Below are 26,577 nucleotides of genomic sequence, written 5' to 3'. Positions count from 1 at the left end.
CTTAATGGCTTGCGGTCTCAGCGGCTCCGACGGTTGCCTGAGCCTTCTGCTCTTCGTTTTTCATCAACGTACGCTCGTAAGCGCGCAGGAACGGCAGGTACATCAGCGCTGACATCACCATACAAACGAGACACATCACCACCGGGCTCAGCGCCCAGTTGGCGGCCCATGAGGCGCCAATGGGCGCGGGAGTGGTCCACGGCGTGAGCGACACCACCTGTGCCAGCCAGCCCAGTCGGGTTGCCGCCCAGGCCAGGCAGGCGTTCACCAGTGGAACGCACACGAACGGAATAAACAGCATCGGGTTCATGATGATCGGCGCGCCGAACAGGATCGGCTCGTTGATGTTAAAGAAGCTTGGCACAACGCCCATTTTGCCGATAGTGCGTAAGTGCGTTACGCGGCTACGCAGCAGCAGGAAGGCCAGCGGCAGCGTAGAACCGACGCCGCCAATCAGCAGGTAGTGATCCCAGAAGCCCTGCAGGTAGACGTGCGGCAGCGCCGCGCCAGCCGCCAGCGCCGCCTGGTTGGCCGACAGATTCGCCATCCAGAACGGGTTCATGATGCCGGTGACAATCAGCGAGCCGTGAATACCGGCAAACCAGAAGATCTGACACAGCAGCACGGAGAGCAGAATGGCAGGCAGGGAATCAGACGCAGAGACCAGCGGCTCCAGCAGGTGCATTATCGCCTGCGGGATAATCATCCCGGTTTGCGCCTCAATAAACAGGTTCAGCGGATGCAGGGTACCGATCACCACCATCACCGGGATCAGGATCTCAAACGACCGCGCCACGCCGGTCGGGACTTCTTTCGGCAGACGAATGGTGACGTTGTTCTGCTTCAGCCACGCATAGACGCGAGTGGCGTAAATCGCGGTGATCAGCGCGGTAAAAATCCCCTGACCGGAAAGATACTGGGTGGAGATCTTACCGTCGGCATACGGCGCGGCGACCAGCAGGAAGGCCATGAAGGCCAGCAGGCCGGACATCACCGGGTCAAGGTTAAACTGACGTCCCAGGCTTGCCCCAATCCCCACCGAGATGAAAAAGGTCATGACGCCCATACTGAGGTTAAACGGCAGCATCAGCTGCTCGCGGTAGGTCTGGGAGAAATCCAGCCAGCCGCGGGCGAAGCTGTTGGTGGTGTCCGCCGAGAACGGCGGGAAGATGAACACCAGCATAAACGAGCCGATGATCATAAACGGCAGCGCGGCGGTAAAGCCGTCGCGGATGGCAATCACATACTTTTGCTGGCCGAGCTTCGCGGCCAGCGGAGTAATTGACTGCTCAATCACCGCGACCATGGATTGATATAACGAACTCATGAGAACACCTTTTAGTGTGCCGCTTCGATGAGCGACAGAGCATAGTCCAGTACCTTATCGCCACGTTGCATGCCGTAGTCCATCATATCGATGGGCTGGACGGGAATGCCTTTGGTGGCTGCCTTGTCTGAGAGTGTCTGTAACATGTATTTCACTTGCGGTCCGAGAAGGACAACCTGGTATTGCGGAAACTGCGTATCAAATTCGGAAACACCATACGCATCAATTTTTACCGGCAAACCTCGTTCTTTCGCGACATCGACCATTTTGCTGACCAGCAGGCTGGTGGACATCCCGGCAGAGCAGCAGAGCATAATCTTGAACATCGACAACCATCCTCAAAATGTAAATAGATATTGCGCTGATGATTGGATATCAGATGGAAACCGGTTTCCATTTATAAAAAGCAGAAGTGTGATACTCATCAAGATCCCTTACTTATGAGGCTAATTAACCCGATATGCGTCACACAATTTGGCTGTTTTGACATCATTTTGAGAGGAAACGGAAAATCGGTTTCCATGGAAAACGGAAACGGATATACTCCCTTCTGGCTATAATGTGAGCCGAAGCGGTCATGGAATTTGCAGGCGCGAGGTAAGCCTGTCAGGGGAAAGAGATGTCGACAATCAATGATGTATCACGTCTTGCCGGGGTGTCTAAAGCCACGGTATCGCGAGTGTTGAGTGGGTCGCGTGGCGTAAAGGAAGCCAGCCGTCAGGCGGTTCTGAAGGCAGTGGATGAACTTAACTACCGGCCTAATGTGATTGCGCAGTCGCTGCTGAGCCAGTCGACAGGGTGCATCGGGGTGATTTGTGCCCAGGAAAACATTAACCAGACCACCGGTTATCTCTACGCGCTGGAAAAACAGCTCAGTCAGCACCAGAAACACCTGCTGCTGCGCTTCGCGCATAGCAAAGCAGAAGTGATGCATGCTCTGGAAGAGCTCTCCTGCGGGCTGTGCGATGACATCCTGGTGATTGGCGCGCGTTTCCCGCTGGACGTCGACAGGGACAACGTTATCCTGGTTGACTGCATGGAGTCTGATAATTCCAACAGTATCCAGTTCGATCATGCCTTTGCCGCCGAAACCGCCTGTAACTATCTGACCAGCCAGGGGCGACGCCAGATTGCCCTCATCCACCCGCACGGCAGCGGTTTTGCTGACCAGGTTCTGCTTGGCTACAAGCATGCGCTGGAGAAAAATTTCCTGCCCTTTAATCGCAACCTTGTGTTTATGAACGCCACCTCCTCGTCCGTTGCGCTTCAGGAGCTGCTCAATAACGCCAGCACGCTGAATTTCAACGCGTTGCTGGTCGCAGACGAGCAGGAAGCCCAGCGGGTGATCCCGCAGCTGCAGGCGTTTAATAAATCCGTGCCGGAGGACATTATGGTCTTCAGTCTGGCCGGTTCGCTGCACCTGCCGGGTATTCCGGTGATCCCGGCCATTGAATATTCAATGGATGCCATGGCGGCGCGTATCGTGAGCTGGCTGACGGAAAAAACGCAGATGCTGGGCTCGTATGTGCTGCGCGGGGATTTAATTATTCCGGATGTGCGTAAGCGTTAAAAACGTTATCCAGGCCGGGTAAGCGCAGCGCCACCCGGCAAGCAGCATTCAATAATCTTCCATGCAATCCACCTGGCCAATCGCTGCCCAGTAGGCGTCCAGGTTGTCGCGCTTGACGGCGGTGATGGCATTCTTGATCAGCAGTTGATTGGCCTCAGATGACAAAATCATCTCCTGCCAGGCTTTATCGCTCTGTTTTTTCTGCGGCGTACAGGTTTTCTTCACATCCTTAAGGATCTGCTGTTTTATCTGGGCCTCTTTCGCCGGATCGTCCTTTTCCTGCGCATGGACAAACGCGGCGAACAGCAGACAAACCAGCAGGCAGACCAGGTGCGCAGCTTTCATCGAAACCCCCTTGAAGAGACGCATGCTTCCCATGAAATATATCGTTACATTCAGTGTAGCGACGCCAGCCGAAAGTATGAATTTTCTCCGTAAAGTATCTGTGCGATAGTCAAACAGCACACAAAAACAGGGAGAACGCCATGCAACTGAGCATCACCAATACGGTTACGCAGCAGGAAAAAGAAGAGTTATTCGTGGGGCTGCGTGCCTACAACGCGCAATTTTTGGATATGGCAAACTTTAGCGGCGATATTGGCGTTTACGTGCGTGACGATAAAGGCGTCATGCTGGGCGGGTTAATCGGCGTGCGCAAAGGCGACTGGCTGAATATTGATTACCTCTGGGTAAGCGACACCGTACGAGGAACTGGTGTAGGCAGCCAGCTCATCAAAGCGGCTGAAGAGGAAGCGAGACGCAAAGGCTGCAAGCACGCGCTGGTGGATACGGCCAGCTTCCAGGCGCGTCCGTTTTATGAAAAACAGGGGTATCAGCTGCAGATGTCTTTGCAGGACTATCCCTATCAGGGCATGCAGCGTCATTACCTGGCGAAAGCGCTTTAAGCCTGGTTCTGTCGTTAGGCATTCTGCTATTTATTGCGAGTCGCTTTCCGAATTTAAAGCGCGTTACTTGTCTTCTTTTCAGGCCCAGGCGCATGCTTTGGCCTGGTCAAGAAAACCATGGAGATGGCAATGGAACGTACAGCAAAACTCTTCAAAAAGGGGCGAAATCAGGCAGTGATGCTGCCTGCTGAATTCACGTTTGATACAAAGAGCGTATATATCCGACGAGATGAGGAGGGGAATGTCGTTTTGACTGCGCAACCTGTTCAGAAAAAGAGCTGGGATAATTTTTTCCGCATGTTAGCAAACACGGACGTACCCGATTCGTTTCTGAGCAAGGAGGAACGCAATCAGAGTGTTACTACAAGAGATCCTCTGGATGGAGCATGTTAATGAGCCATATGCTGGACACGAATATTGTCAGCCACTTGTTTAAACGGCACCCGGCGGTCATAAGCAGAATGGCATGAGTGACTAACGATCATGCGTTCAGAATGGTGCAGGAGCTTGCCGTCGAGGACTGGACGGCAGCGTCGTGATCTCTGATGCCAGGTGGCACGCCGCCACCCGGCGATATCCGCATATAACGTATCCTTCTTACTGATTCTTTTTCGGTTTTTATTTCACCGCCTCGTTGTCGATATAGTCCCTACACCATTTATCAAAAGGAACTGTCTTGTGAAACATCGATTAGGTGCTCTGGTTCTCGCGGGTCTGCTGCTGGCAGGATGCGATCAAAGTGGCAGCGATGCCAAACACATTAAAGTCGGCGTCATCAATGGCGCTGAACAGGACGTGGCGGAAGTCGCCAAAAAAGTGGCTAAAGAGAAATATGGCCTGGATGTGGAGCTGGTGGGCTTCAGCGGTTCGCTGCTGCCCAACGACGCCACCAACCAGGGGGAACTGGATGCCAACGTCTTCCAGCATCGTCCGTTCCTTGAAGAGGATAACAAGGCGCATAACTACAAGCTGGTCGCCGTGGCGAATACTTTTGTTTTCCCGATGGCGGGCTACTCCCGCAAAATCAAATCCGTGTCTGACCTGAAGGACGGCGCGACCATCGCCATTCCAAACGATCCGACCAACCTGGGACGCGCGTTGTTGCTGCTGCAAAAAGAGAAGCTCATTACCCTGAAGCCAGACACCGGTCTGCTGCCGACGGCGCTGGATATTACCGCGAATCCCAAACACCTGAAGATTATGGAGCTGGAAGGGGCGCAGCTGCCGCGCGTGCTGGATGACCCGAAAGTGGATGTCGCGATTATCAGCACCACCTATATTCAGCAAACCGGGCTGTCGCCGGTGCATGACAGCGTCTTTATTGAAGATAAAAACTCGCCGTACGTGAACATTGTGGTGACGCGCGAAGACAACAAAGACGCGGAGAACGTGAAGGAATTTATCCAGTCTTATCAGTCGCCTGAAGTGGCTAAAGCCGCTGAAACCATCTTTAACGGCGGGGCGGTACCGGGCTGGTAAGGGAACGGACAGAAAACGTGGCGCCTTAAATTGGCCCGATTCCATCGAACATCGCCCTTTAGCCCACAGTGTTAATCGTGGCCACGGGCTATTCTCTTACCACACTAACTGGAGAATAGCCCATGAACATCACCCACATTCGCAACGCCACGCAGCTGATTACCTACGCCGGTAAACGCCTTTTAATCGACCCGATGCTGGCCCCGAAGGGCGCATACCCAGGTTTTCCCGGCACGGCACGCGCCGATCTCCGCAACCCGATGGTCGAGCTTCCCGTTGACGTCAACACGCTGCTGGACGCCGACGCGGTGATCGTCACCCATACCCATGACGATCACTGGGATCGCACTGCGGCTGAACTGATCGCCAAAGACAAACCGATCTACGTGCAAAACGACAGTGATGCCGCGCTGCTGCGCAGCCAGGGGTTTAGCAACCTGACGGTGATGACCGATGCGACCCGTTTCGGCGATATTCAGATTGCGAAAACCCACGGCGGCCAGCACGGTACCGACCGCGCTTACGCCGTACCGGAGCTGGCGGCGCGGCTGGGCGAGGCCTGCGGCGTGGTGCTGCGTCATCCTGCTGAGAAGACGCTCTATCTGGCAGGGGATACCGTCTGGCGTGAAGAGGTGGCAGCCGATCTGCAAAAGCACCAGCCGGATGTGGTGGTCCTTAACGCTGGCTATGCTCACGTTATTGGTTTTGGCCCGATTATTATGGGCCAGCAAGACGTGCTCAACGTCCATTTCCTGCTGCCGCAGGCCCACATTGTGGCGAGCCACATGGAGGCCATCAACCACTGCCTGTTGACCCGCAGCGCGCTGCGTGAGTACGTTGAAGCCAACCAGGTGAGTGACGCTGTGAGCATTCCCCAGGACGGTGAAACCATTATATTCTGAGTGTTTTAAAGGGAAGGGAGAAACTGATGTCGCTCATCAACGTCGCCATTGTCGCGGTAGACGGGTTCAGCCCGTTCCACTACTCCGTTCCCTGCATTCTGTTTGGTGACTCGGTCTCCGGCGAAAAGCGCTTTAACGTGACGATTTGCGCCGAAACGCCCGGTTTCCTCACATCAAAAGACGGATTTGCCCTCAATGCTACGCAGGACTACTCTGCCATCGAACAGGCCGATATTGTCGTCGTTCCCTACTGGCAGCATGTCCTTGAACGCCCGCCTCAGACGCTGCTCGACAGCCTGATACGAGCAAGAGATCGCGGCGCGGAGATCGTCGGGCTGTGTCTGGGGTCGTTTGTGCTGGCTTATGCGGGGATCCTCGACGGCAAACGTGCGGCCACCCACTGGGAGTTCGAACGCCAGTTTCAGTCGCTCTTCCCGAACGTCCGGCTGGATATCAATGCCCTCTACGTGGATGACGGCAATATCATCACTTCCGCAGGCACTGCCGCCGCGCTGGACTGCTGCCTGTATATCATTCGTCAGCGCTTTGGCAGCGTGGTTGCTAACCAGATCGCCCGCCGGATGATTGTTCCGCCCCACCGCGATGGCGGACAGGCGCAATTCATTGCCCAGCCGGTGCCGAAAGATACCCGGGACGGGCGGATTAACGGCCTGATCGACTATCTTCAGCAGCACATCACCGAACCGCATAGCCTGGATTCGCTGGCGGAAGTGGTCTCCATGAGCCGCCGCACGCTGACCCGTCATTTTGTTAAGGCCACGGGGATGAGCGTCGCCGACTGGCTTACCGCCGAGCGCCTGCGGCGCAGCCAGATCTTGCTTGAAGCGGGAAATATGCCGATTGAAAGCGTGGCCGAGCTGGTGGGGTTTAATTCCGCTGTCACCTGGCGACAACAGTTTAAAGCGCGTTTTGGGGTCAGTCCGGCGGAGTGGCGAAAGACCTTTCGTGTTCACTCGTCTTTATAATTCTGTCTCGATGGAATAAAAAGGCGTGGGCGGCATCTTCTGGCTGACGGTTACGAGCGATCCTAACGAGAGTGCTTTAAACACCGTAATCTATTGTTTTCTACTTTGGCGCCAGTGTCTTTTTAGCGTGATCCTGTTATTTACTGTTTAATGCTGATGTATCCGACGGGTTACAAGATTTATCATTGTTTCAGCCCATGCACGGGTGTTCTGACCAGGGAAAAGTGCAATATCCATTTTAATTTTCTCATCTGATAACCAACGTTTACAGATTATCCTGCCAGCAGAAACTGGCGACAATAAATTGGATAATGTATCTCGAGCTCAGAATTCGCCAAAGGCATACCCGGCGGAAATCATCTTCGTCGTTGATGGCGACCTTGAAAGTGGTGACTGGAGAAAAGGAATGCAAGGAACAAAGCATTACCCCAGCCTCTCCACTCTCGTCTCTCCCTCCACCATCGACAGCTGATACAGCGAAAACGATCGATGTTTCTCAATCAAATGCGCCAGCTCCGGCGAGTGGCTGGTGAGCCAGATCTGCGAGTAGCGGCTCGCCTCGGCGATTAAGCTCGCCAGGGCGGGCAGCATCTGTGGGTGCAGGCTGTTTTCCGGTTCGTTCAACGCGATAAACGCCGGTGGGCGCGGGCTTAACAGCGCCACCGCCAGGCACAGGAAGCGGAGCGTACCGTCAGAGAATTCTGCGGGCTCCAGCGGTCTGCTCAGCCCTTCGCGCTGCATCATCATCCGGAACCGTCCGCCGGTGTTGTCGCTGTAAAATACGCAGCCGGGGAAGGCCTGGTCGAGAATGCGCATCAGCAGCAGTTCGTCGCCAATCTCGACAATGGTCTGAAACGCCGCCGCCAGGTTGGCGCCGTTGCTGGCCAGCACCGGGGAGCGGAAACCGACCTGCGGGGCACGCATCGCCGAGCCGGAGGAGACGGAAAACTCATGGTAAAAGCGCCAGTTACGCAGGGACTCGCGCATCTGCGACACTTCCGGGTAAAGATGCGGTTCACCGAGCTGACCGAACACCGATTCATTCTCATAGAGCGTGCCGCTGTGAGTCACTTTCTCGTGATGCACGTTATTCAGAAACACCGCCTGATTCCTGCGCTTCATCAGCTGCGACGAGGGGCGTCGGTGCTGGCCGCTCAGCCAGAGAGATTCTTCTTTGATCACCGGATCGAGCTGAAACTGCGAGGGATAGGGCAGCTTCTCCACAAACCCGACCTGCAGCTCGTATTCATAGGTCTCTGTTTCTACCGCCAGATTCATCCGCCGCAGCTGATCGCTGCGGGTTTTGCCTGCCCAGAACACCTTCAGGATGCCGCCCTCGTTTGCCAGCGCCTGGGAAAACTGCCCCTGCGCGGCGCTGTGCATCAGATGTATCGCCTTGTAGATATTCGATTTCCCGGTGCCGTTCGGCCCAAAGACGATGTTGAGCTGCTCCAGCTCCAGCGACATATCGCGGATGGAGCGGTAGTTTTGGATGTGCAGGGTGTTAATCACAGGCAGGCCCCTTTTGCAGAATAAGCCTGTATATAATCACAGTCTTTGAGATGAAATGCAAAAAAGAGACGACAGTGAGGATGTCGTCTAAACGGGCTACTGCTGCGGGCCTCTACGGGTCAATGGGGCCTTCGCGTCTTTATTTACTTAACGGCCAGACGCAGACCCAAATCATCAGGATAGGGATCAAAGTAGTTTTGCGTCATCAGATACCGGTCAGGATATTCGGCAAGGTAGTGCTTCAGCAGCGTGATCGGCGCGAGGATAGGTAACTGTCCGTTGCGATAGTGCAGGATCACATCGCGCAGTTCGCCGCGCTGGCGGCTGTTCAGCTGGTTACGGAAATAGCCCTGAATATGCATCAGTACGTTAGTGTGATTCTTCCGCGAGGCGGGTTTTTTCAGGATAGTCATCAGCTTCTCCCGGTACGCCACGAAGAACGCGTCCAGGTCTTCCCACTCGTGCAGCGAGGCGACGAACGGGCCGATTTCACGGTAACCCGCCTGATGGTGCGCCAGCAGCTGGAGCTTGTAGCGGCTGTGGAAGTCCAGCAGCGCGCGGCGCGTCAGGCCATTTTTTCGCAGTGTGTTCAGCTCGTGCAGCGCAAAAACACGCTCGACGAAGTTCTCCCGCAGCACCGGATCGTGCAGGCGTCCATCTTCCTCCACGGGCAGCCACGGCCAGGTTTCAAGGAGGGCAGCGGTGAACAGCCCGACCCCCTCCTTGCGGCCCCGGTTGCCGTTTTCATCATACAGCCGCACGCGTTCCATGCCGCAGCTGGGGGATTTCGCACAGACGATAAAGCCGGAGAGATCGCCAATTTTCGGCAAAAAGTCTGCCGTAAAGTCCGCCATTTTCTGCGTAACATCTTCATGAGGCGCATGGCTGAAGCGCATCTGCGTTTCACCGTTCGTCGTCACGATCAGGCGCAGCGCCGGGCGAGGCGTCGGCAGGCCGATGGCCATTTCCGGGCAGACGGGCCTGAAATTCACCCACTGGGCCAGCTCATCCATGACGAAGCCCATACGCTTATGTCCGCCGTCAAAGCGAACGGCGGATCCGGTCAAACATCCGCTAATACCGAGCACAGGTTTCGTTGTCATGGTGTGGTCCTCCCGTTCATATAACTAAAACTTACACAATATGACTAATTTGTCCAAGTATTCGCGGGACTATTTTTTTTATTCTTTTAAAATCAAGAGGTATTTGCTGCCCTTGCAGGACTGGCTCAGCAGCAGCGGGAAAATCGTCAGAGGATAATCACTTCAAGGGAAACCTGCTGCTGCCACTGTTCCACCTGTTTTTTCCGCCCGGCGGTGAGCTTGCCGCTGGTGACCAGCAGCCATTTGCGCTCCGGGAAAATTTCCGGTGCCAGCGCGTCAGGAGGCGAGGGGAGAATGTCAATCCGGTGGCCCTGCCCGGTGCGCGTCAGGGCTTCGAGCCAGATCTCGCAGGCGTCGTTCAGGTGCCAGCCGCTGAGCAGAATATTATCCCCTGGCGCTTTTTTATCGCCCTCGAGGCAAAACGAGGTGTAGGCGATGATGATGCCGTCAAGGATCGCGCGCAGGGTCATGGCGGCGGCGACGTTAGCTGAGACCTGGCTGCGCAGCGGGCGCAGCACGTTCGTGACCAGCTCGGGTCTTGGGTACTCGCGTCCGGCGTCGTAGATCATCTGGCGCAGGGACTCGATTTTGCCGTCCTGCAGACGTTGCAGCATGTTCTGTTGCAGGGTTTGCCAGTTGTTGGTCCGCCCCGGCGTCGGGCGTTCCAGCAGCGGTTTGACCTGGCCAATCGGGACACCTTTTTTAACCCAGTCGAGGATTTTAAGCGCCTGCTGGACGTCCTCATCGCTGTACTGGCGGTGGCCGCCTTCCGTGCGCTGTGGCTTGAGTAAACCGTAGCGACGCTGCCACGCCCGCAGGGTAGTGGCGGTGATGCCGCTGAGTCTGGCGAATTCGCCGATGGAGTAAGCCATGTCCGTGTCCAGAGTGGAGGAATACTCTCAATATACTACGAATTTTCCCGAACGGGATGAAGCGCCGAAACGGTGCACTACACTTAACATCCAACCGTGCAAATGAAAGGAATTCTCATGAAGCTATGGCCTGTTGTGACCGGTGTTGCCATTGCCCTGACGCTGGTCGCCTGTACATCCCCTACGCCACCGAAAGGCGTGCAGCCGATTTCCGGTTTTGACGCCAGCCGCTATCTCGGTAAATGGTACGAAGTCGCCCGCCTGGAAAACCGCTTTGAACGCGGGCTGGAGCAGGTGACCGCCACCTACGGCAAGCGCAGCGACGGCGGCATTAGCGTGCTTAACCGCGGTTACGACCCGGTGAAGAACAAGTGGAATGAGAGCGAAGGGAAGGCGTACTTTACCGGCGAACCGACCACGGCTGCGCTGAAGGTATCGTTCTTCGGACCGTTCTACGGCGGCTATAACGTGATCAAGCTGGACGACAAGTACCAGTACGCCCTGGTGAGCGGTCCAAACCGCGATTACCTGTGGATTTTGTCGCGCACGCCCACGATCCCGGATGCGGTAAAACAAGATTATCTGAACACTGCCCGCAGCCTGGGCTTCCGGGTTGACCAGCTGGTGTGGGTGAAACAGTAAAGATCGTGCTTTCTTCGTAGGGTATTACTGGCTCGCCTGGATAGACTTCCGTTAAAAGCCCTACGGAGGGAAGAGGACATGAACTGGCAGCCTTTTCGCGGCAATGCACCGGAAAACATGACCATTTTCAGTGCGTCATTTCCCGACGTCAGCGATCGGTGGCCGATGAAAGACGATGCTGTCCGTGAGATTGCCACCCTTGACCGGGCGCTGAAAGCTGAGCCTGCGCTCCGTCCCCCTCGGATTGAATACGAAGAGGGGGGAGAGGCGGTGCTTGTCCCGCAGAACCGCTATTCCGAACAGGCCTTTCGCAACCGACCGGCGCTGACCGCGTGGCGCACCCGGCTGGTGCCCTCCGCGCTGGCGCTGTTTGTGGTGCAAAACCCGCTGGAAGACCGCCTGCCAGACGGAACCAAAATGGACAGCGACAGCCGCCAGTGGTTTATCCACGCTAACGATGCGGTAGGCGTGCGTTCCCGCGCCCGGGTGCTGGCCGCGCTGGTGGATAAGTACATTCATAACGAGAGTGAGAACAACTGGGTCAGCCTGGCGAGCGGGGCTGCAATCCCGGTGCTGGAGGCGCTGCGCGAAGCAAAGCTCGACGGCCAGCAGGTGTATCTCACGCTGGTGGACAAAGACCCCGTGGCGCTCAGCTGGGCAGAAACCATGGCGGCCCAGGAGGGCATTGTGGTGGGCGAACAGCTGACCCTGCTTCGGCGCAACCTGCTTCATACGCTGGTGCGTAATGAGGACTTACTGCTGGAGCTGGGTGAGCATCAGGCTGAACTGGTCGATGCGCTGGGGATTTTCGAATACTTCAACGATACCGATGCGGTAATTTTCCTCCAGCGCGCGCTGCGGCTGGTAAAGCCCGGCGGGGCGGTGATTGTATCGAACATGCTGACCAGCAGCCCGCAGATTGACTTTGTGCTGCGCGGTATCGGCTGGGAGGATATTCACCCGCGGTCGTTACAGCAGCTGCAGGATATCCACATTGCGGCGGGCGTCCCGGTTGAAAACGTCACCGTGGTGGTGCCGAAGGATGGGGTGTATGCGGTGATGGAGGTGAGGGTTTAGCGCGATCGGTTCCCTTGAGGAGAGGGGGAACAGGCCGCACAGAGTGACTTGAATGAGTTTGGTTTTCCAGACATGATCTCCCCATGAAAATAGAAACCGTACACCCCTCACACTTCGAACGACTGGTCGCCATCTGGGAATCCTCCGTTCGCGCCACTCACCATTTTTTGCAGGAAAGCGATATTGCGGCGCTGCGTCCGTTATTGCTCAACGCCTATCTGCCAAACCTCACCGTCGTGATGGCCCGCGATGATGCAGGCGCTATTCATGGCTTTATAGGCGTGGATGAAAATCGTATTGAAATGCTGTTTGTTGACGATGCGAGCCGGGGAAAAGGCGTCGGGAAATTACTGCTGAAATATGCCATCGCAGAGTTTGACGTGAATGAAGTGGATGTCAATGAGCAAAACCCGCAGGGCGTTGAATTTTATCGCCATATGGGGTTTAAGCAGGTCGGACGCTCGGAAGTGGACGGGCAGGGGAACCCGTTTCCGTTGTTGCATATGCGGTTGGGTGAATGAATGCTAAATTAACGCAGATATCACGCTTGTTAGATATGAAATGCAACGCGTTTTCCTGTGGGAAGTTCAACGTCGATACGGAGTTTCCCACCCATTGCCTCAATGTAGCGCTTAAGCGTGGCAATTTTTAGTTCATTTCCCCGTTGCTCTAACTGTGTCACTGCGGGCTGGCTCACCCCCATCAGGTCGGCAACATTTTTTTGCGAAAGCCTGAGCTCTTCACGTAAAAGTTGCAGACCCGTTTCGAGGATCATTTCCTCTGCCATCTCTTTAATACGTTGTTGGCTTTCCGGTGAACGTGACGCAATCACTTCATTTAAGGTTTTCACTTGGCTGCCCCCAGGCTTGTCAGATGTAGAGAAAATTCGGCATCTGCAATGCGAATCATTTTTTCATAAAAGGCTTTGTCGTTACTCTTATCATCCGCGCAAAGCACAATGGCTTGACGGACAGGATCAAATGCGAAGAAAGCACGTATCGGCCGACCAGCATATTGAATACGTAATTCTTTCATATGTTTATACCTTGAACCTTTAACCGTATCTGCATAGGGACGAGGAAGATGTGGCCCATAGTTTTGCAGATTTAGCAGATCTGCCAGCACCTTATCCTGTAATCCTTCTTCCTGTGCAAGCAACCATTGCTCGAATACCTTTCCGAACAGAACCTTCCACATGCTTCGTCCATGATAAGCTGTAGCTTATAAAAATAATATAAGCTGTAGTTAATAAATGCAATGGCTGTCATCAATAGCCAGGCTGTTAGTGGCAGGAGTATGACAAAGAAGGGATATCAAACGGATCGCGCAATTAAGAAATTGCGAGGCGCTTTCCAGGAAGCTGATTCTGAATCGCGGCAAGGTCTTTCTCTATCTGCACGAGTTTTTCCTTCGTCCGTTTGTACTCATCCATGCAAGAGAAAAAGAAACCAAATTTGATCGCAGCGGAAGCACGATAAAGGACATCCAGTTTGAGGATGACTTTTAGACTGATGGGGGAGTAGCTACCAAAAATATTTATTATAATAACAAGGCAATAAATGATAAGTTAGGGATATATATTAAGAGCTTATCATTGCCCATCATAATAAATGTTACAGTTAAGTTTTAAAAAAATGAGAAAGATATTTTTAACCAAATCTGCTTTTAAATTTTTGTGAACTAACTCGACGTTGCTTTTTCCATTACAGTTCACTTCAATTTTTTAAATAAGTCAGACGATAACACTTCATATTTTAATAAATAAGTGATCATGTTCACATAAGATGGCTGAAATGAAAGAATCTATTTACAAGTGAAGTTATTTATTACTGAGGCGGATGACAATTTTGGCGGAAGATCACAGGAGTCGAACCTGCCCGGGAACGCTGGCGTCCCCAACTGGATTTGAAGTCCAGCCACCTCACCGGAGATGACGATCTTCCGCGCCTGCATTGCTACATGGAGGCGGGGCGCATTATAGCTACTTTCAGGCATTTACCACATACCCCGACACACTTTTTTCACCTCTCTTTTGACCTGAATACCCCCATTTCAGTTAATTCTTAAGAAAATCCTCATGTTAGCCCTGCGTGTCCCCCAACATTTACCCCGATCACAAAAAACAAGAAACGTAATTTGCTAACCAGAAAACGCAATACTCCCCCCTGAACCAATGGTTTAAAACCTCTGTAACCGGTCTCAGTGCCCGTGTCGCCACACGGCTGGCGCCTGACGGCCAGCAAAGGATTACAGAACCAGGAGGACGAAAGTATGAAAATCAGTGATGGAAACTGGCTTATTCAACCGGGGCTGAACGTGACGTATCCGGTGCAGGTGTTCGACGTGGAGCGGCAGGGCAATGACCTGGTGGTCTACGTGGCGCCGCGCGACGTGCGGGAACGCGCCTGGCAGCTTGATACGTTGATGTTCACCGTCCGGCTTTTCGCACCGCAGGAAGGGATTGTCGGGGTGCGCATCGAGCACTTCCAGGGGACGCAGGATAAAGGCCCGCACTACCCGCTCAACGTGCTGAACGAAGTGAAGGTTGAGATTGAAAACAACGCCGAGTTTGCCGAGCTGAAAAGCGGCAACATCAGCGTGCGCGTCACCAAAGGCGAGTTCTGGGCGCTGGATTTCCTGCGCGACGGTCAACGTATTACCGGCAGTCAGCTGAAAAACAACGGCTACGTGCAGGATACCCATACCGACCGTAATTACGTGTTTGAACGGCTGGATCTGGGCGTGGGAGAAACGGTCTACGGTCTCGGCGAGCGCTTTACCGCCCTGGTGCGCAACGGTCAGCGGGTCGATACCTGGAACTGCGACGGCGGCACCAGCACCGAGCAGTCCTACAAAAATATCCCGTTCTACCTGACCAATCGCGGCTACGGCGTGCTGGTCAACCATCCGGAAAACGTCTCTTTCGAAATTGGCTCGGAGAAAGTCTCCAAAGTGCAGTTCAGCGTTGAAGGGGAATACCTGGAGTACTTCGTGATCGACGGCCCGACGCCGAAAGAGGTGCTGAACCGCTATACCCGCTTCACCGGGCGTCCGGCGCTGCCGCCGGCGTGGTCGTTCGGCCTGTGGCTCACCACCTCGTTTACCACCAACTACGACGAAGCCACGGTAAATAGCTTTATCGACGGGATGGCCGAGCGCGACCTGCCGCTGCACGTCTTCCACTTCGACTGCTTCTGGATGAAGGCCTTCCAGTGGTGTGATTTTGAGTGGGACCCGGTGACCTTCCCGGACCCGCAAGGGATGATTCGGCGCCTGAAGGAGAAAGGGCTGAAGGTCTGCGTGTGGATCAACCCGTATATCGGCCAGAAGTCACCGGTCTTTCAGGAGCTGAAAGAGAAAGGCTACCTGCTCAAGCGCCCGGACGGTAGCGTATGGCAATGGGACAAATGGCAGCCAGGACTGGCGATTTATGACTTTACCAACCCGGACGCGTGTCGGTGGTATGCCGACAAGCTGAAAGGCCTGGTGGATATCGGCGTCGATTGCTTCAAGACCGACTTTGGCGAGCGTATCCCGACGGATGTGCAGTGGTTTGACGGATCCGATCCGCAGAAAATGCACAACCACTACGCCTTCATCTATAACGAGCTGGTGTGGAACGTGCTGAAAGAGACGGTGGGTGAGGAAGAGGCGGTGCTTTTTGCCCGCTCCGCGTCCGTCGGCGCGCAGCAGTTCCCGGTGCACTGGGGCGGCGACTGCTATGCCAACTACGAATCGATGGCGGAAAGCCTGCGCGGCGGGCTGTCGATCGGTCTCTCCGGTTTCGGATTCTGGAGCCACGATATCGGCGGGTTCGAAAACACCGCTCCGGCGCACGTCTACAAGCGCTGGTGCGCGTTTGGGCTGTTCTCCAGCCACAGCCGCCTGCACGGCAGCAAATCCTACCGCGTGCCGTGGGCGTACGATGACGAGTCTTGCGACGTGGTACGCCACTTCACCGAGGTGAAATGCCAGCTTATGCCGTATCTGTATCGTCAGGCGGCGCTAGCCCGCGAGTTCGGCACGCCGATGCTGCGGGCGATGATGCTGGAGTTCCCGGACGATCCGGCGTGTGATTACCTCGACCGTCAGTACATGCTGGGGGATGCGATGATGGTCGCGCCCGTCTTCTCTGAGACGGGTGACGTGCAGTTCTACCTGCCGCAAGGACGGTGGACGCACCTGTGGCTTAACGATGAAATCGAGGGCAGCCGCTGGCATAAACAGCAGCATGGCTTCATGAGCCTGCCGGTTTACGTGCGCGACAATACCCTGCTGGCGCTGGGCAACAATAAGCAGAAGCCGGACTATGCGTGGAATGAGGGGACAGCTTTCCAGCTGTTTAACCTGGGCGATGGCATCACGGCAGTGAGCGAGGTACCTGCGGTGGACGGTTCTGTGGCGTTTACGCTGAAGGCATCACGTCAGGGCGACACCGTGACCTTTACCGGTGCGGGTGACGCGCGAAACTGGTCGGTCTGCTTGCGCAACGTGCCGGAGGTGAGCGGCGTGAAAGGCGGTTCACCGGCGGGAAGCGAGTGGGGCGTGGTGGTGAAAGCCCAGGGGGATGAGGTGGTGGTTTACTTCTGAGCCGTAAAAATGCCCGGTGGCGCTTCGCTTACCGGGCCTACGGGATCGAGTAGGCCGGGTAAGGCATAGCCGCCACCCGGCTTGTTTATTGCACCGGTGTTGAAACTACACCACCCGTCATGGTCTGCTGCACCTGCTGTTTATCCATATTCACCGCGCTCAGCTTGCCATTCACTGTCGGCTTTAAGGGCGCACTGGCCTGCACGCTGCCGCTGGCGGTGAGCTGAACATTGCCGTCGCCCGCAATCGGCAGCGCCGGCCAGCCCCACTGCTGCAGAATGTTGAGCGGCACGCCGCGTCCGTTCAGGCTCACGGTCGTCTGTCGCTGGGGAAGTTGTGAAACCGTCGCGGTCGCCTCAAGTATCCCTTTCTCGGTAAACGCGCTCAGGTCGGTAATATTCACCGTGGCGGCGTTAGCGTTTAGCGCCAGCGATGGACGACGCACGTCCACACGGTTAAAGGTGGCCGCCGCGCCGTTGAGGGTTGCGCTGCCGCCCCAGACGCCCCACTGGCGATCTTTTACCAGCTGCAGGTTTGCGCCATAGCCATCCAGAGAGGTGATTTGCCACGGGAAGGCAGGATCGATGTCGATTACCAGGTTGCGGCTCAGGCCGAATTTTTGCAGCGTGACGCTGTTCAGCCATTCCGGCAGTGGCGCCATCCACAGCGTCTTCCAGTTTTGCGGCAGAGTGTACTCCAGCCCGGCGATGGCGACATCGTCCAGCACCAGCGCTTTGCCGTCGCGCAGCCAGTTACCGGAGGTTCGCACCATGCCGCCTTCCCAGCGGGAGGTGAACTGGCGTAGCGCCACGCCCTGTGGGGAGAATTCCGCATTCAGGATCGGGTCGAAGAGATGCAGAGAGCCGTAAATGAACTCGCTGGCGTTCATGGACAGGCGGCCTTCCTGGCTCTGCCAGTCGCCTTTGCTCAGCGTCAGGTTGCGCAGGCTTAAATCCAGGTCCGTTACCGCCCAGTCCGGGCCCTGCAGCCGGGCGTCAGTAACGTCCAGACGACCAATCTGCAGAGAAGGGATGGTCGTCAGCGGGGCGAAGAACACCATCAGCGTTTTATCGCTCTGCAGGCGGATCTCGTTCAGACGCAGGGTGTCGATAATCCAGCTGCCGTCGGCGTTGCGCAGGGCGGAGCCGGTGAGTGAACCGCGTGCCATATCGGCACCAATGGTGCTGAGCACCACCTCTTTGCCGTTAAGCTGGCCCTCGATCAACACGTTGGTGGCCGGCACGCCGTTCAGGGTCAGCGAGCCGGCGCTCATCTGGATCTGCGCGCTTTTACCCAGCACGTTGCCCGCTTCCGGCTGCCACGGGCTGACGCCCCCCGTCACCTTCTGCGCGCTCAGGTCCCATTCGGTATTGGGGCTGTTAAACGCCATATTGTTCAGCTGCAGACGGTCTGCCTGCAAGGGCAACGGCGCGGTTTGCGGGGAGAGATTCAGCGTACCGTCGAACAGGGTGATGGTGTCCATATGCAGCGGATCGGTGAGCTGGCGACTGCTCAGGCCAATATCGACTTTTTTGGCAACCAGGGTGGCGGGTTTACCGTCCCGACCGAAGGTGACGTTTTCCAGAATGATGTGGGAAGGCGACGAAAAGCGGTGGTTCATTTTGTCGAAACTGAGTTCGTAGTCGGTATTCACCGTCACCCAGCTGCTGACCTGAGTCGCGCCCCAGCGGGTCTGGAGGAGAATATAGAGCGCCAGCAGCACAATGAGCAGGGCTACCAGAAGATAGACGAGCAGCTTTCCAATAAATTTCATGGTCTTCCATCCCGCAAAACGCACATAGAGGAGTTATGCACGATTTATGCGCAATCCTCAAGGCGGGAATGGTGTAAAGAGATGTCACGGCAGGCATTGACAGCCTGCCGTGAGGACGATCAGTTTTTCTCAGGTGGGAAAACGAGGTTCAGCACGATAGCGGTGATACCGCCCGCAGCAATGCCGGAAGAGAGCAGGTTTTTCACCCAGTCCGGGGCAAACTGCAGGATCAGCGGCTGCTGAGAAACGCCCAGACCGACGGCCAGCGACAGGGCAATAATCATGATCGCGCGACGGTTCAGTGGCTCACGGGAGACGATGCGCACGCCGGAAGCCGCGATAGTGCCGAACATCACCAGCGTCGCGCCGCCCAGCACCGGCTCAGGGATGTGCTGCACAAAGCCACTGACTGCCGGGAACAGGCCGAGAACGATCAGCATCAGCGCCACCACGAAGCCGACGTAGCGGCTTGCCACGCCGGTGAGCTGGATCACGCCATTGTTCTGGCCGAAGCAGGAGTTAGGGAAGGTGTTGAACACCGCGGAGACAAACGAGTTCAGGCCGTTCGCCAGCACGCCGCCCTTCAGACGCTTCATATACAGCGGGCCGGAAACCGGCTGCTCGGAGACGTCGGAGGTGGCGGTGATATCGCCGATGGTCTCCAGAGAGGTGATCATAAAGACCAGCATCAGCGGCAGGAGCAGACCCCAGTCGATGCCCAGGCCGTAGTAGAGCGGTGTCGGGACGGTGATCAGCGCGCTGTTGGCTGGCGCGGTATTCTCCGGCAGCATGCCCAGCGCCCACGCCAGCAGATAGCCCGCCGCCATGGCGATCACCAGCGAGGCAACGCGCAGGTAAGGGTTACGCTGACGGTTAAGCAGAATAATGATGGCCAGTACGACGCCCGCCAGCAGCAGGTTTTTCGGTGCGCCAAAGGTGTGGTCGCTCATTGCGGCATAACCGCCGCCGATGGAGGTGAGGCCCACCTGAATCAGTGACAGGCCGATAATCATTACCACCACGCCGGAAACCAGCGGCGTGATGACGCGACGCGCCAGATGCAGCACGCGGGAGATCACCATCTCCGTGCAGCTTGCCAGCATCAGGGTGCCAAACAGCGCCGCCATCATGGTCGGGACATCCGCACCGCCGGTTTTCAGGGCTGTACCGCCCATGATCAGCGGCGCCACAAAGTTAAAGCTGGTGCCCTGAATCGACAGTAAACCCGACCCCACCGGCCCCCATGCTTTAATCTGAATAATCGAGGCCACGCCGGAGGCGAAGAGAGACATGCTGATGATGTGCTGCGTATCCTGCGCCGGTAAGCCGAGCGCCTGACAAATCAGTAGCGCCGGGGTGATCACCGCAACAAACATCGCCAGAAGATGCTGGCAGGCAGCGAAAAGCGTCTGCGGCAGCGGCGGGCGGTCTTCAAGGCGGTAAATCAGTTCGCTATTTTGCTTCTGCGCAATCGGTTGCGCATCAGGCGACTCTATGGTGTTAACGGACATCGGCGGCAATCCCACGGTGGAAAAGCGGGCATTTTATCTGACCACCTGGTAAAAGCAAACGATTGCCAGCAAAAAAAGACAAGAAAATCTGCCGCTGTGAGCAGGTTTTCTACATCCGATTAGGAAAAAAAATTACACTTTTTGCGCCGGGAGCTCATGAAGAGCGCAAACCGGCCCAGGATAACGCCGCGTGTGTATGGAACACGCGCAAAACAGGAGCCTTCTATGATTCATCTCGATACGTTGTCGACCCTTGTTGCCGCAACGCTGGTCTTGCTGCTTGGTCGTAAGCTGGTACATAGCGTTTCCCTTCTGAAAAAATACACCATCCCTGAACCTGTCGCCGGCGGCCTGCTGGTGGCGCTGGCCCTGCTGGTGCTGAAAAAAAGCATGGGCTGGGAAATCGACTTTGATATGTCCCTGAAAGATCCGCTGATGCTGGCCTTTTTTGCCACCATCGGCCTCAATGCCAACCTGGCGAGCCTGCGGGCGGGCGGCAAAGTGCTCGGCGTATTTTTGATTGTGGTGGTCGGGCTGCTGCTGATGCAAAACGCCATCGGTATCGGGATGGCGACGCTGCTGGGGCTGGATCCGCTGATGGGGCTGCTGGCAGGGTCAATTACGCTGTCTGGCGGCCACGGCACTGGGGCGGCATGGAGTAAATTGTTTATCGAGCGCTATGGCTTTGAAAACGCAACGGAAGTGGCGATGGCCTGTGCCACCTTTGGCCTGGTGCTGGGGGGCCTGATTGGCGGCCCGGTGGCGCGTTATCTGGTGAAGCACTCCACCACGCCGGACGGCAGACCGGACGATGAGCTGGTGCCGACCGCCTTTGAAAAGCCGGACGTCGGGCGCAGCATTACCTCACTGGTGTTGATTGAAACCATCGCGATGATTGCCATCTGCCTGACCGTGGGCAAAGTGGTTGCGCAAGGGCTGGCGGGCTCCGCGTTTGAGCTGCCGACGTTTGTCTGCGTGCTGTTTATCGGGGTGATCCTCAGCAACGGTCTGGCGCTGATGGGCTTCTACCGCGTGTTTGAACGGGCGGTCTCGGTGCTCGGCAACGTCTGTCTGTCGCTGTTCCTGGCGATGGCGCTGATGAGCCTCAAGCTGTGGGAGCTGGCCTCGCTGGCGCTGCCGATGGTGGCGATTCTGGCGGTGCAGGCCCTGTTTATGGCGCTCTATGCCATGTTCGTCACCTGGCGGATGATGGGTAAAAACTACGATGCGGCGGTGCTGGCGGCGGGGCATTGCGGGTTTGGGCTCGGGGCAACGCCAACGGCAATCGCCAATATGCAGGCGATCACCGAGCGATTCGGGCCATCGCACATGGCGTTTCTGGTGGTTCCGATGGTCGGGGCATTCTTTATTGATATCGTCAACGCGCTGGTGATTAAGCTGTACCTGATGTTGCCGATGTTCGCCTGAAGTCAGGCGTTGGAATAGCGTTCGGTTTCCGGCATCCAGCGTTCAATTAACGCTGCCGCCTGTTCGGGGTAGCGTTCATGAATATGGCGGGCGAGGCGCTGAACTTCCGGGATCATGGCCTGATCGCGCAGCAGGTCCGCAACTTTGAACTCCGCGTTCCCCGTCTGGCGGGTGCCCAGCAGTTCACCCGGGCCACGGATCTCCAGGTCTTTTTGCGCAATCACAAAACCGTCGTTGCTGTCGCGCAACACCTGCAACCGCATCTGGGCGGTTTTCGAGAGCGGGGCTTTGTAGAGCAGGACGCAGTGGGACGCCACCGCGCCGCGGCCAACGCGCCCGCGGAGCTGGTGAAGCTGGGCAAGGCCCAGACGCTCCGGGTTCTCGATGATCATCAGGCTGGAGTTTGGCACGTCCACGCCCACTTCAATGACCGTTGTTGCAACCAGTAAATGCAGTTCCCCCTGCTTAAACGACTGCATCACCGCCTGTTTTTCAGCAGGCTTCATTCGCCCGTGAACCAGACCCACGTTCAGTTCCGGCAGCGCCAGCTTTAACTCTTCCCACGTGGCTTCCGCAGCCTGCGCTTCCAGCAGTTCAGACTCTTCAATCAGCGTACACACCCAGTAGGCCTGACGTCCTTCATGAGTACAGGCATTGCGCACGCGGTCGATGATATCGCTGCGACGCGTATCAGGAATGGCGACCGTCGTCACCGGCGTACGACCCGGCGGCAGTTCGTCGATGGTGGAGGTATCCAGATCGGCGTAAGCCGTCATCGCCAGGGTGCGCGGAATCGGCGTGGCAGTCATGATCAACTGATGCGGGTGGAAACCCTGCTGCAGCCCTTTTTCCCACAGGGCCAGACGCTGATGCACGCCAAAGCGGTGCTGTTCATCGATAATCACCAGCGCAAGGCCGTTAAACTGCACCTGCTCCTGGAAGATCGCGTGGGTGCCAACAATCATGTGTACCTGACCGCTGGCAATCGCCTCCTGTTGCGCAAGGCGCGCTTTGCCTTTTTGCTTCCCGGCAAGCCAGCCCACTTCAATGCCCAGCGGCGCAAACCAGGCGCGGAAATTGTTCGCGTGCTGTTCGGCCAGCAGTTCGGTCGGGGCCATGAGCGCCACCTGTTTGCCATGGGCAATCGCGCGCAGGGCGGCCAAAGCGGCTACCAGCGTTTTACCGGATCCCACGTCACCCTGCACCAGGCGCATCATCGGTACGTCGAGCGCCATATCGCGTTCAATCTCGGCGGTGACGCGCGCCTGTGCGCCGGTGGGTTTAAACGGCAGTGAGGCCAGCAGCTTATCCTTGAGCTCATCACGCGGGCTTAACGGCTGGGCATGGAAACGCTGGGCACCGGCGCGAAGCGCCAGCATGCTCAGGTTATGGGCCAGTAATTCCTCAAGGATAAGACGCTGTTGGGCAGGGTGTTTGCCGCTTTCTAAATCGCTGAGCTGCAGCGTTGGCGGCGGACGGTGCAGGGTACGCAGCGCCTCGGGCAGACTCATCATCCCCTGCGCCAGCTCGGGTGGCAGCAGCTCGGTAATGGCGCAGGTATCCAGCAGCTCCAGCGCCTGATCGGTCAGCTTACGCAGCGTCGCCTGCTTGATGCCTTCGGTCGTCGGGTAAACCGGGGTGAGCGTCTCCTGCATCTCCGGCGTGCTGAGATCGCCCTGAACGCGGTACTCCGGGTGGATCATCTCTGCGCCGTATTTCCCGCGTTTGGCTTCGCCATAGGCCAGCACCCTGCGGCCCGTTGCCAGGCTGTTCTTCATTGCTGCGCTGAAGTTGAAAAATCGCATGGTGAGAATGCCGGTGCCGTCGCTTATCTGGCAGGTCATCATTCGGCGTCCGCCGAAGGTGATGTTGCAGTTCAGGATTTCGCCTTCAACGGTGGCATAAATGGCGGGCAGCAGATCGCCAATTTTGTACAGCTGGGTGCGGTCTTCATAACGCAGGGGAAGGTGGAGCAGGAGATCCTGCACCGTGTGCAGGCCGATTTTAGCCAGCTTATTGCTTTGCGCCGCGCCCACGCCCGTCAGGCTGTTGAGCGGGATGGCATCCAGCAGGCGGCCTTTCATCGGTTACCCTGCGTACTGCATGGTGGCCCACCACCCGGCATCGGCTTCGATCTCGCCCTGCGCGTTGACGTGGGGGTAAGGCAATTTTTTCTGCTTCGCAACGCGAGCCAGTACCGGATAACCACCTTCAAACAGCAGGCGCTGCTGTTCATCTTCCGGCAGCATACTGTTGCTGCGCTCGTACATCCCGGCGTTCTGACGCTGGCGCTGCGCCTCATACAGAATGAGCGCGGAGGCCACGGAGACGTTCAGGGACTGCACCATGCCGATCATCGGAATGATGATGTCCCGATCTGCCAGATCCAGCGCTTCCTGGGTGATCCCGGTTTTCTCCTGGCCCATCAGAATACAGGTCGGGCGGGTGTAGTCGATCTCACGGAAATCCACGGCTTTAGCAGACAGGTTGGTGGCAAGGATCTGCATACCGCGCCCTTTCAGGTGCGAGACGGCATCGCCAATCGTCTGGTGAGATTTGACGGACACCCAACTGTTGCTGCCTGCCGCCGCAGAAACCATGGTTCGCATCCGGTGACCTGGCCAGACGGCATGCACTTCATGCACGCCGACGGCATCTGCGGTACGGACGATAGCAGAGACGTTATGCGGTTTATGGACCTGCTCCATGCAGACCGTCAGGTCAGGCTGACGCCTGGCGAGCATTTCGCATATCCGCGCGTAACGTTGTGAATTCATGCCACTAGTTTCGGTTACGGGTGACTTTAATCACGTCCGGCATGACGCGGATCTTGCGCATAATGTTCGCCAGATGCACGCGGTCGCGGGCGGTCAGACGAATAAAGGCGCTGTACACGCGGCCATCTTTTTCTTCCGTGTTCAGGCTTTGAATATTGGAAGAGGCCGTGTTGATCGCTGCCGTCAGGTTCGCCAGGGCACCCTGGTGGTTGAACATATCCACCTTAATTTCGGTGATAAATTCCTGCGCGGTCTCTTTATCCCACTCGACCGCCATAAATTTCTCCGCCTCTTTTTGATAGCCGCGGATGTTACGACAGGATTCATGGTGGATAACCAGCCCTTTACCGGGGCTGACGTGCGCAATAATCGGGTCGCCAGGGATGGGACGGCAACATTTTGCGAAGGTGATAAGCACGCCGTCCGCGCCTTTAATCGGCAGGTGTCCGTGGCTTTGGGTTGTTGCAGGCACGGCTGTCGTGTCGCCTTGCTGCAGGTTCTTCGCCACCACCACGCTCATGGCGTTGCCGAGGCCGATTTCTGCCAGCAGATCGTCAAGGGAGGCGAGCTTCATGCGCTCCAGCTCACGCTGGATATTCTCCTGCGGGATTTCGGCCAGCTTGCGGCTGCCGCCCAACGCGTGGTTGAGAAGACGACGCCCGAGGCTCACGGAATCATCACGCTTGAGGTTTTTCAGCAGTTGACGAATTTTGGCGCGCGCTTTGGAGCTCACGACAAAGTTCAGCCAGGCCGCGTTCGGACGTGCACCCGGCGCGGTAATGATTTCCACCGTCTGGCCGCTGGCGAGCGGCTGAGACAGCGGATACGGTTGTCTGTCGACGCGCGCGCCCACGCAGGCGTGACCGATATCGGTGTGTACGGCATACGCGAAGTCGACTGGCGTCGCACCCGCAGGCAGTTCGACAATGCGACCTTCTGGGGTGAAAACGTAAATCTCATCCGGGAAGAGATCGGATTTCACGCTCTCGATAAATTCAAACGAGCTGCCCGCACTCTGCTGCAGCTCCAGCAGACTCTGCATCCAGCGCTGGGCGCGGATTTGTGCGGTGGTGCTGCTCTCGCCACCGTGCTCTTTATAGGCCCAGTGTGCGGCAACACCCATCTCCGCCATCTGGTCCATGTCTTCTGTGCGAATTTGCACTTCAACCGGCACGCCGTGTGGCCCGATCATCGAGGTGTGCAAAGATTGATAGCCGTTCGCTTTTGGAATGGCGATGTAATCTTTCATACGACCCGGACGCGGTTTATACAGGCTGTGCATCTGCCCCAGCACGCGATAGCAGGTGTCGGCGTCGTGGACGATCACGCGGAACGCGTAGATATCCATGATCGAGTGAAAACGCTGCTCTTTAAGCACCATTTTGCAGTAGATGGAGTAAAGATGTTTTTCGCGACCGCTGACCCGGCACGGGATCCCCGCTTCCTGTAAACGCCCGTCAATTTCAGAGAGGATCTTCTGAATCATCTCTTTACGGTTACCGCGAGCGGCTTTCACCACCTCTTTAATCACGCGATAGCGGTTCGGGTACAACGCTTCAAAACCCAGCTCTTCCAGCTCGGTTTTAATGTGATGAATACCTAAACGGTGCGCCAGCGGGCTGTAGATTTCGAGGGTTTCACGGGCAATGCGGCGACGTTTGTCCGGGCGAAGTGAGCCCAGCGTGCGCATGTTGTGGGTACGGTCAGCGAGTTTGATGAGAATGACGCGGATATCCTGCACCATCGCCATAATCATCTTGCGGAAGTTTTCGGCTTGCGCTTCTTTCTTGTCGCGGAAATTCAGCTTATCAAGCTTAGAGACCCCTTCCACCAGTTCGGCAACGCTTTTGCCAAACAGCTGCTCCATGTCCTGATAAGTGGCTGGGGTATCTTCTATCACGTCGTGCAGCAGCGCGGCCATCAGCGTTTCGTAGTCGAGTTTCATCTCGGCCAGAATACAGGCCACCGCTACCGGGTGCGTGATGTAGGGTTCACCGCTTGAACGTGTCTGGCCCTCGTGAGCGTCACGTGCAACGAGATACGCCTGCTGAAGACGCTTAATCTGGTCTTCAGGCAGGTAGGTTTGAATCAGTTGATTCAGGCTTTCAAACAGATACAAGGG

The 26,577-nt window shown here is 56.5% G+C and carries 24 protein-coding genes and 1 tRNA gene; 11 read left to right on the top strand and 14 right to left on the bottom strand.

Annotated features, from left to right (window positions below; translation table 11 throughout):
* Position 1 precedes the first annotated feature (1 nt).
* Together LDK53_RS06195 and LDK53_RS06190 are read right to left on the bottom strand one after the other, a co-directional pair.
* Positions 2-1,327 (bottom strand): PTS sugar transporter subunit IIC, encoded by a 1,326-nt coding sequence (locus tag LDK53_RS06195; protein WP_045286460.1) that lies wholly within the window; start codon positions 1,325-1,327, stop codon positions 2-4.
* Positions 1,328-1,338: 11 nt separating this feature from the next.
* On the bottom strand, positions 1,339-1,653 hold the full coding sequence (locus tag LDK53_RS06190; protein ID WP_014830072.1) for a PTS sugar transporter subunit IIB: 315 nt from the start codon (positions 1,651-1,653) through the stop codon (positions 1,339-1,341).
* Between the two features lie 293 nt (positions 1,654-1,946).
* Here LDK53_RS06190 and LDK53_RS06185 point away from each other — a divergent pair, with 293 nt between their 5' ends.
* Complete coding sequence (locus LDK53_RS06185) at positions 1,947-2,897, top strand: LacI family DNA-binding transcriptional regulator (protein ID WP_225284968.1); 951 nt, start codon at positions 1,947-1,949, stop codon at positions 2,895-2,897.
* 48 nt (positions 2,898-2,945) lie between these two features.
* Here LDK53_RS06185 and LDK53_RS06180 read toward each other — a convergent pair whose 3' ends face one another.
* Positions 2,946-3,242 (bottom strand): YicS family protein, encoded by a 297-nt coding sequence (locus LDK53_RS06180; RefSeq protein WP_045286461.1) that lies wholly within the window; start codon positions 3,240-3,242, stop codon positions 2,946-2,948.
* Positions 3,243-3,382: 140 nt separating this feature from the next.
* Here LDK53_RS06180 and LDK53_RS06175 point away from each other — a divergent pair, with 140 nt between their 5' ends.
* The 5 genes from LDK53_RS06175 to LDK53_RS06155 all read left to right on the top strand — a co-directional run bounded on the left by LDK53_RS06175 (position 3,383) and on the right by LDK53_RS06155 (position 7,169).
* Positions 3,383-3,802 carry a GNAT family N-acetyltransferase gene (locus tag LDK53_RS06175; RefSeq protein ID WP_225284966.1) on the top strand — a complete coding sequence of 140 codons (420 nt, stop codon included), beginning with the start codon at positions 3,383-3,385 and terminating at the stop codon, positions 3,800-3,802.
* 129 nt (positions 3,803-3,931) lie between these two features.
* Positions 3,932-4,195, top strand: a complete 264-nt coding sequence (locus tag LDK53_RS06170; protein WP_225284964.1) for an antitoxin — start codon at positions 3,932-3,934, stop codon at positions 4,193-4,195.
* A 285-nt stretch (positions 4,196-4,480) separates the two neighbouring features.
* Complete coding sequence (gene nlpA / locus LDK53_RS06165) at positions 4,481-5,281, top strand: lipoprotein NlpA (protein WP_225284962.1); 801 nt, start codon at positions 4,481-4,483, stop codon at positions 5,279-5,281.
* Positions 5,282-5,403: 122 nt separating this feature from the next.
* Positions 5,404-6,183, top strand: a complete 780-nt coding sequence (locus LDK53_RS06160) for an MBL fold metallo-hydrolase (protein WP_095452048.1) — start codon at positions 5,404-5,406, stop codon at positions 6,181-6,183.
* A gap of 26 nt (positions 6,184-6,209) precedes the next feature.
* Positions 6,210-7,169, top strand: coding sequence for a GlxA family transcriptional regulator (locus LDK53_RS06155; protein WP_225284960.1), 960 nt, complete (start codon positions 6,210-6,212; stop codon positions 7,167-7,169).
* Between the two features lie 423 nt (positions 7,170-7,592).
* Here the strand turns inward: LDK53_RS06155 and LDK53_RS06150 are convergent, their stop codons facing one another.
* The 3 genes from LDK53_RS06150 to LDK53_RS06140 form a co-directional block, all read right to left on the bottom strand.
* A complete protein-coding gene (locus tag LDK53_RS06150) occupies positions 7,593-8,681 on the bottom strand; it encodes an AAA family ATPase (RefSeq protein ID WP_045286462.1) in 1,089 nt (362 codons plus the stop codon).
* A 143-nt stretch (positions 8,682-8,824) separates the two neighbouring features.
* A complete protein-coding gene (locus LDK53_RS06145; protein WP_059386624.1) occupies positions 8,825-9,784 on the bottom strand; it encodes a YbgA family protein in 960 nt (319 codons plus the stop codon).
* A gap of 146 nt (positions 9,785-9,930) precedes the next feature.
* Positions 9,931-10,656, bottom strand: a complete 726-nt coding sequence (locus tag LDK53_RS06140) for a MerR family transcriptional regulator (protein WP_059386623.1) — start codon at positions 10,654-10,656, stop codon at positions 9,931-9,933.
* Between the two features lie 117 nt (positions 10,657-10,773).
* On the opposite strand from LDK53_RS06140, the gene LDK53_RS06135 reads away from it, so the two are divergent.
* The 3 genes from LDK53_RS06135 to LDK53_RS06125 all read left to right on the top strand — a co-directional run bounded on the left by LDK53_RS06135 (position 10,774) and on the right by LDK53_RS06125 (position 12,896).
* Complete coding sequence (locus tag LDK53_RS06135) at positions 10,774-11,298, top strand: lipocalin family protein (protein ID WP_025757018.1); 525 nt, start codon at positions 10,774-10,776, stop codon at positions 11,296-11,298.
* A 78-nt stretch (positions 11,299-11,376) separates the two neighbouring features.
* Entirely contained in the window at positions 11,377-12,375 is a 999-nt protein-coding gene (locus LDK53_RS06130) for a class I SAM-dependent methyltransferase (RefSeq protein WP_095441447.1), read from the top strand.
* An 83-nt stretch (positions 12,376-12,458) separates the two neighbouring features.
* Positions 12,459-12,896, top strand: coding sequence for an acetyltransferase (locus tag LDK53_RS06125; protein ID WP_225284958.1), 438 nt, complete (start codon positions 12,459-12,461; stop codon positions 12,894-12,896).
* A 29-nt stretch (positions 12,897-12,925) separates the two neighbouring features.
* On the opposite strand, the gene LDK53_RS06120 is transcribed toward LDK53_RS06125, so the two are convergent.
* From LDK53_RS06120 to LDK53_RS06110, 3 genes are all read right to left on the bottom strand, one after another.
* Entirely contained in the window at positions 12,926-13,225 is a 300-nt protein-coding gene (locus LDK53_RS06120) for a helix-turn-helix domain-containing protein (protein WP_025757021.1), read from the bottom strand.
* Positions 13,222-13,572 carry a type II toxin-antitoxin system RelE/ParE family toxin gene (locus LDK53_RS06115; RefSeq protein WP_225284956.1) on the bottom strand — a complete coding sequence of 117 codons (351 nt, stop codon included), beginning with the start codon at positions 13,570-13,572 and terminating at the stop codon, positions 13,222-13,224. The genes LDK53_RS06120 and LDK53_RS06115 overlap by 4 nt, the downstream gene beginning before the upstream one ends.
* 651 nt (positions 13,573-14,223) lie before the next feature.
* A tRNA-Sec gene (locus tag LDK53_RS06110) sits at positions 14,224-14,318 on the bottom strand.
* Positions 14,319-14,646: 328 nt separating this feature from the next.
* Here LDK53_RS06110 and yicI point away from each other — a divergent pair.
* Complete coding sequence (gene yicI, locus LDK53_RS06105; RefSeq protein WP_225284953.1) at positions 14,647-16,965, top strand: alpha-xylosidase; 2,319 nt, start codon at positions 14,647-14,649, stop codon at positions 16,963-16,965.
* A gap of 85 nt (positions 16,966-17,050) precedes the next feature.
* On the opposite strand, the gene LDK53_RS06100 is transcribed toward yicI, so the two are convergent.
* Positions 17,051-18,739 carry an AsmA family protein gene (locus tag LDK53_RS06100; protein ID WP_225284952.1) on the bottom strand — a complete coding sequence of 563 codons (1,689 nt, stop codon included), beginning with the start codon at positions 18,737-18,739 and terminating at the stop codon, positions 17,051-17,053.
* Between the two features lie 119 nt (positions 18,740-18,858).
* Positions 18,859-20,250, bottom strand: a complete 1,392-nt coding sequence (gene xanP, locus LDK53_RS06095; RefSeq protein ID WP_008502668.1) for a xanthine/proton symporter XanP — start codon at positions 20,248-20,250, stop codon at positions 18,859-18,861.
* Positions 20,251-20,475: 225 nt separating this feature from the next.
* On the opposite strand from xanP, the gene gltS reads away from it, so the two are divergent.
* Positions 20,476-21,678: a sodium/glutamate symporter gene (gltS, locus tag LDK53_RS06090; protein WP_025757025.1), complete on the top strand. Its 1,203-nt coding sequence runs from the start codon at positions 20,476-20,478 to the stop codon at positions 21,676-21,678.
* A gap of 2 nt (positions 21,679-21,680) precedes the next feature.
* On the opposite strand, the gene recG is transcribed toward gltS, so the two are convergent.
* The 3 genes from recG to spoT are packed head-to-tail and all read right to left on the bottom strand — an operon-like array spanning position 21,681 to position 26,574.
* The gene (gene recG, locus LDK53_RS06085; RefSeq protein WP_047957436.1) at positions 21,681-23,762 is read right to left on the bottom strand and encodes an ATP-dependent DNA helicase RecG; all 2,082 of its coding nucleotides are present in this window, start codon (positions 23,760-23,762) and stop codon (positions 21,681-21,683) included.
* Between the two features lie 3 nt (positions 23,763-23,765).
* On the bottom strand, positions 23,766-24,455 hold the full coding sequence (trmH, locus tag LDK53_RS06080; RefSeq protein WP_047957437.1) for a tRNA (guanosine(18)-2'-O)-methyltransferase TrmH: 690 nt from the start codon (positions 24,453-24,455) through the stop codon (positions 23,766-23,768).
* 4 nt (positions 24,456-24,459) lie between these two features.
* A complete protein-coding gene (gene spoT, locus LDK53_RS06075) occupies positions 24,460-26,574 on the bottom strand; it encodes a bifunctional GTP diphosphokinase/guanosine-3',5'-bis pyrophosphate 3'-pyrophosphohydrolase (protein ID WP_025757028.1) in 2,115 nt (704 codons plus the stop codon).
* Positions 26,575-26,577 lie beyond the last annotated feature (3 nt).

The sequence above is a fragment of the Enterobacter sp. K16B genome (assembly GCF_020216105.1).
GTDB lineage: Bacteria > Pseudomonadota > Gammaproteobacteria > Enterobacterales > Enterobacteriaceae > Enterobacter > Enterobacter sichuanensis.
The sequence above is the reverse complement of the archived record's forward strand: the minus strand, read 5'-3'. Positions and strand labels throughout refer to the sequence as shown.